The 4859-nt window shown below is 66.0% G+C and carries 5 protein-coding genes; 2 read left to right on the top strand and 3 right to left on the bottom strand.

Going from position 1 to position 4859, the window contains the following annotated elements; translation table 11 throughout:
- The 3 genes from EN781_RS25840 to EN781_RS25830 form a co-directional block, all read right to left on the bottom strand.
- Positions 1-533 (bottom strand): FGGY family carbohydrate kinase (locus EN781_RS25840; RefSeq protein WP_245492654.1); only part of this gene is annotated, 533 nt, incomplete at its 3' end.
- 82 nt (positions 534-615) lie between these two features.
- A complete protein-coding gene (locus EN781_RS25835) occupies positions 616-1941 on the bottom strand; it encodes a tetratricopeptide repeat protein (RefSeq protein ID WP_126056935.1) in 1326 nt (441 codons plus the stop codon).
- Positions 1942-2047: 106 nt separating this feature from the next.
- The gene (locus EN781_RS25830; RefSeq protein ID WP_126056936.1) at positions 2048-2671 is read right to left on the bottom strand and encodes a LysE family translocator; all 624 of its coding nucleotides are present in this window, start codon (positions 2669-2671) and stop codon (positions 2048-2050) included.
- A gap of 221 nt (positions 2672-2892) precedes the next feature.
- Between EN781_RS25830 and EN781_RS25825 the strand changes: the two genes are divergently transcribed.
- Both EN781_RS25825 and EN781_RS25820 read left to right on the top strand, forming a co-directional pair.
- Positions 2893-3663, top strand: a complete 771-nt coding sequence (locus tag EN781_RS25825) for a L,D-transpeptidase (RefSeq protein WP_126056937.1) — start codon at positions 2893-2895, stop codon at positions 3661-3663.
- Positions 3664-3784: 121 nt separating this feature from the next.
- The coding region (locus tag EN781_RS25820; RefSeq protein WP_127400459.1) for a diphosphate--fructose-6-phosphate 1-phosphotransferase at positions 3785-4859 on the top strand (1075 nt) is incomplete at its 3' end.

The following is a 4859-nucleotide window of genomic DNA, read 5'->3' as shown; positions in this document are numbered from 1 at the left end:
AGCCAGGAGGTGCCGGCGGAGTCGGACATTTCCGAAATGTGCTCGCCCGTCAGCCAGAGCCGCAGGAAATCCTTGGGCAGCAGCACCTTCGCCACGTCGGCGAAGATCTTGGGCTCGTTGTTCTTCACCCAAGCGAGCTTCGGCGCGGTGAAGCCCGGAAAGACGATGTTGCCGGTGAGCTTGCGGAAGCGCGGATCGGCGTCGAGCGCGGCGGCCTCGACATGGCTGCGCGTGTCGTTCCACAGGATGCAGGGGCGCAGCACCTGGTCGCCGGCGTCGAGCAGGGTTGCGCCATGCATCTGGCCGGACAGGCCGATGCCCTTGACGGCCGCGAGTTCCTTCGGATGTGCGGCCTTGAGTTCGGCAATCGCTTTTTCGCAGGCCGCGATCCAGTGCGCGGGATCCTGCTCGGACCATCCCGGATGCGGCCGCGAGACATCGAGCGAGCCGTGACCGGAGCCGATGGCGGTCTGCCCGGCATCGATCAAAAGCGCCTTGACGCCCGACGTGCCCAGATCGAGGCCGAGATACATGATGTCCTCCCAATGCCTTTAATTTTTTCGGATCTCGAAAAAATCTGGCTTGGCCAGTTCTTATGCCAAGATCCGCTTCGGGTCAATTCTCGGACAAATCGGCGGCGCGCCGCGAAAACAGCGCCGACAGCGGACTGTCCGGCCGCGCAAAGGCGCGCTCGCCCGTCAGCGCCCGCGCCAGCGGTCCATCGCCGGCGCGCAGGGCAGCCTCGATCAGCGTCAGGTCGATGACGTCGCGCTGCGCATGGCTGCCGCCGAAGCGGTTCGCGATCGAGCGTATGGGCCGGATCAGGCGCGCCGCCTCGGTGTAGTCAGCTTCGCCGAACGCCTTGATCGCCAGCGTCAGCGGATGGCCGACATCCCGGGTAAAAGCGGCGTTGTCGTCGCTGGCATGCATCGCCTCGCGCTGCGCCTCCAGCAAGGTCCTGGCCGGCGCCTCCAGCCCAGCGCCGACGAAAGCCATCATCGCATGGGCATCGTTGAAGGCATAGTTGCCGGCAGCAGCCTTGGGCGCCCAATTGGCGGCGAGAGCGGTCCAGCGATCGCCGACATCGACGCCGCCGAGATGCAGCCGCCACAGGATCGCCGAAGCATCCACCATGTTGAGCGCCAGTGTCGAGCGCGTGCCGTAGATCGGCCCGTCATAGAGCGCCAGGACTTCCTCGGTCTCGCCGAGATCGTAGTGGAACAGCGCAAGGTGCCACCAATTGTGCACTTTGAGGAAGCTGTCTTTCGTCCATGCGTCCGGGTTGGCGCGCATCCAGGCGATGCCGTCCTTTTGCCGGCTCTGCATTTCCATAACATGCGCGACCGCGTGCTGCGCCCAGCCGTCGCGCGGCTCGATCTCAATCGCCGTCCGGCCGAAGCCCTCAGCGCGAGCATAGTCGCCCATCTCCTCCAGCCCGAAGGCCTGCATGCCGAGAATGGCGTGGTAGCCCGGCATGCCCCTCTGCCAGGACGGCAGCGCGCGACCGATACGATCGCGCAGCATGCGCGCATTGCCGGTGAAGAAGTCGATCTGATGCCCGGTCTGCAGGGCCACCGCATCGAGCGGAAAATCGATGGCGATGTCCTCGAGCAGGCGCGAGGCGTCGTGCCAACGGCCCGCGGCGAGATGGCCGAGCGCCGCGATATGCGCCTGCTCGCGCGCCGTCGCCGCAAGCGGCAGCGCCGCTTCGTGACAGGCCCTGGCCACGGCCGTCGCCTCAGGCTCAGTGGCAAGCGCAAAGAGATAGCCCTTGAACACATGGGCCATGACGAAGCCGGGATCTTCGGCGATGGCGCGGTCGATGGTAGCGACCGGATCGCCGATAAAGCATTGCAGCTCGCGGACAGCCCTCTCATAGGGCGAAAATCCCGCCTCCGTCGCGCCGGAAAATGTCAGGCCGAATGCGTTCTTCAGCGCCATTGAGTGCCCTGCTACCGTCCTGATCGAACTGGACGTGATCCTAAAACATCGACACTCGGCTCGCCAACCGGCGAGGGGCGGCTTGCACCGTTTGGCTGGACCTGACTCAATTGCCCGAGCGCATCGCCATGGTGGCGATGCCGGCGCCGACCAGCAGCGTGCCGCCGGTGCGGTTGAAGATGCGAATCGCCTTCGGGTTGCGCACGACGTTGCGCGCCCGGGCCGCGATCAGTGCGTAGCCGAAGGCATTGGCGAAGGCGAGCGCCAGGAAGGTCGTCTCGAAGATCAGCATCTGCGGCCAGAAATCGGCGTGCCGGTCGAGGAACTGAGGCAGGAAGGCGACGAAGAAGGTGATGCTCTTCGGGTTGAGCGCGGTGACCAGCCAGGCATGCGCCATCATCTTGGCGGCGGACACCGCGTCGGTGCGCGGCTCGGCTTTCAGCGCCCCGCCGGCGCGGAACAGTTTGACGCCGAGATAGATCAGATAGCAGGCGCCGATCACCTTCAGCACGGTGAACACGGTGGCCGATGCCGCCAGCAGTGCGCCGATGCCGAGCATCGACAGCGTCATGGCGGTGAAGTCGCCGAGCGCGACGCCGACCGCCATCGGCAGCGCGGTGCGCCAGCCCTGGCCGAGCGCATAGGAGACGACCAGAAGGATCGTCGGACCCGGGATGACGAGAAGGATGGTGGAGGCGGCGGCGAAGGCGGCCCAGTTCTCGAAGGACATTTCCTCACTCCTTGAGCACAAAGAAAAGGATAAATCCTCGGGTCGGCCGGAATGTAAAGAGGCATCTTCGAAATGTTTGGGCGGCTGGTTCGGCCCTGCCGGCGGCGGCGACGGCCCTTAGGACCAAAGTCGGGTCCTTCACGCTTTTTCAACCATGATCGATGAAAATGCCTGCTATCCGGCCGGACCGTGCTTCCCGCCGACAGTGTAGGGTTTGGTGCATGCGCGAGTTGCCGCAAAGTTTGACGCCGCCTTCGAACGGCGATGCTATCGAAACCGGAATACAGCTTTCCCGCCGCAGCATGATCTCGGGCTTCGGCGCCGCGGCGCTGCTCGGCATCGCCGGCTGCAGCACCACCGAGACGCTCGACCTGCCGCAATTGCAGATCGACGACACCACCACCGGCTCGGTGCATCCCCTGCGCCCAGCGATCAGCGTCGACAAGAACATCACAGGCCCCGACGTCATGTATGCGTCGCTGACCGATGGGGGTTTCGAGGTGCCGGCGGTGCCCTACCTGAAGGTCAAGCCGGAGTTCCGCCGCCAGATCGTCGTCGACAAGACCGGCGAGGCGCCCGGCACCATCGTGGTGCACCTGCAGGAGCGCATGCTTTATCTGGTGCAACCCGGCGGCGACGCCATCCGCTACGGTGTCGGCATCGGCAAGGACGGCTTCCGCTGGTCGGGCCGCGCCAACATCCAGTACGGCAAGGAATGGCCGGTCTGGACGCCGCCGCCGGAAATGATCCAGCGCAAGCCGGAACTGGTGAAATGGCAGGGCGGCCAGCCCGGCGGCCTCACCAACCCGCTTGGCGCGCGGGCGCTCTACATCTTCCAGAACGGCAAGGACACCGGCTACCGCATCCACGGCTCGCCGGAATGGTGGAGCATCGGCCAGGCGATGTCGTCGGGCTGCGTTCGGCTGATCAACCAGGACATCATTGATCTTTACAGCCGCGTGTCGAAGAAGAACCCGGTGGTCGTGGTCTGATCCTCGGCCGCTGCCGGCGGCCGCTTTGGCGACTTGTCCAAGTGCGGTCTTTTCTCCCGTTGCGTCATCCAGCAAGACAGGCGAAGGTGCCCTGAAACCATCGCCCCGGGAGAGATCAAGCATGGCCGGAACTTTCGTCATCGCGCAGGGCGGCGGCCCGACCGCCGTCATCAATCAGACGGTCGTCGGCGCCGCGCTGGAGATCCGCAAGCGCCATCCCGGCGCCCGGGTGCTGGGCTCGATCCACGGCGTGCGCGGCATCCGCGATGGCAACTATGCCGACCTCTCGGCCATCCCTGAGGAGCAGCTCAGGCTGATCGCGGCGACGCCGAGCGCGGCGCTCGGCTCGACCCGCGACAAGCCCGACGCCGCCTATTGCGAGGTGATCCTCAACGGGCTGAAGAAGATCGGCGCCGACGCCTTCATCTATATCGGCGGCAACGACACGTCGGGCACGCAGCAGATCCTGACCGACGCAGCCGGCGGCACAATCGCCTTCGTGCACGCGCCGAAGACTATCGACAACGACCTCGAGGAGAACGACCACACGCCGGGCTTCATCTCGGCGGCCGAGTTCGTCGCCGGCGCCTTCCTCTCGGTCGACCTCGATTTCCGCGCCCTGCCCGGCATCTATGTCGGCATCGTCATGGGCCGGCACGCCGGCTTCCTGACCGCGGCCGCCGCCGCCTGGCTGCTCGATCCGGACAGCGGCCCGCATCTGGTTTACGTGCCGGAGCGCGCCTTCTCGGCGAAACGCTTCATCGACGACGTGCGGGCCACGCTCGACCGCCACAAGCGCTGCATCGTCGCCGTGTCGGAGGGCGTCAGCACAGCCGACGGCAAGGCGCTGGTCGAGAGCCTGGTGCCGCCAGAGAAGCTCGAACGCGACCAGCACGGCAACGTCAAGCTGTCGGGCAGCGACCTGACGGCGGCGTTGGAACGGGCGCTGGCCGAAGGCCTGCCGGGCAAGCGGGCGCGGGTCGATGCGCTGGGCTACATGCCGCGCGGCTACATCGGCGCGATCAATGCCGTCGACGCCAAAGAGGCCTTCGACGCCGGCGCCTTCGCAGTCGAGGTCGCCGGGCAGGGCGGCGGCTCGGTGGCGCTGCAGCATGACGGTTCCAAAACCGTGCTGAAGAAGGTGCCGCTGAAGAATGTCGCAGGCAAGACGCGCCACATGCCCGACGATTTCATGC

Origin of the sequence: Mesorhizobium sp. M4A.F.Ca.ET.090.04.2.1 (assembly GCF_003999085.1) — a bacterium.
Taxonomy (GTDB): domain Bacteria; phylum Pseudomonadota; class Alphaproteobacteria; order Rhizobiales; family Rhizobiaceae; genus Mesorhizobium.
This window is presented reverse-complemented; position numbering and strand designations above follow the sequence as displayed.

Excerpts from the sequence above, each read along its gene's own strand:
- EN781_RS25830 (WP_126056936.1), bottom strand. The coding sequence starts at position 2,671 with ATGTCCTTCGAGAACTGGGCCGCCTTCGCCGCCGCCTCCACCATCCTT.
- EN781_RS25825 (WP_126056937.1), top strand. The coding sequence starts at position 2,893 with ATGCGCGAGTTGCCGCAAAGTTTGACGCCGCCTTCGAACGGCGATGCT.
- EN781_RS25835 (WP_126056935.1), bottom strand. The coding sequence starts at position 1,941 with ATGGCGCTGAAGAACGCATTCGGCCTGACATTTTCCGGCGCGACGGAG.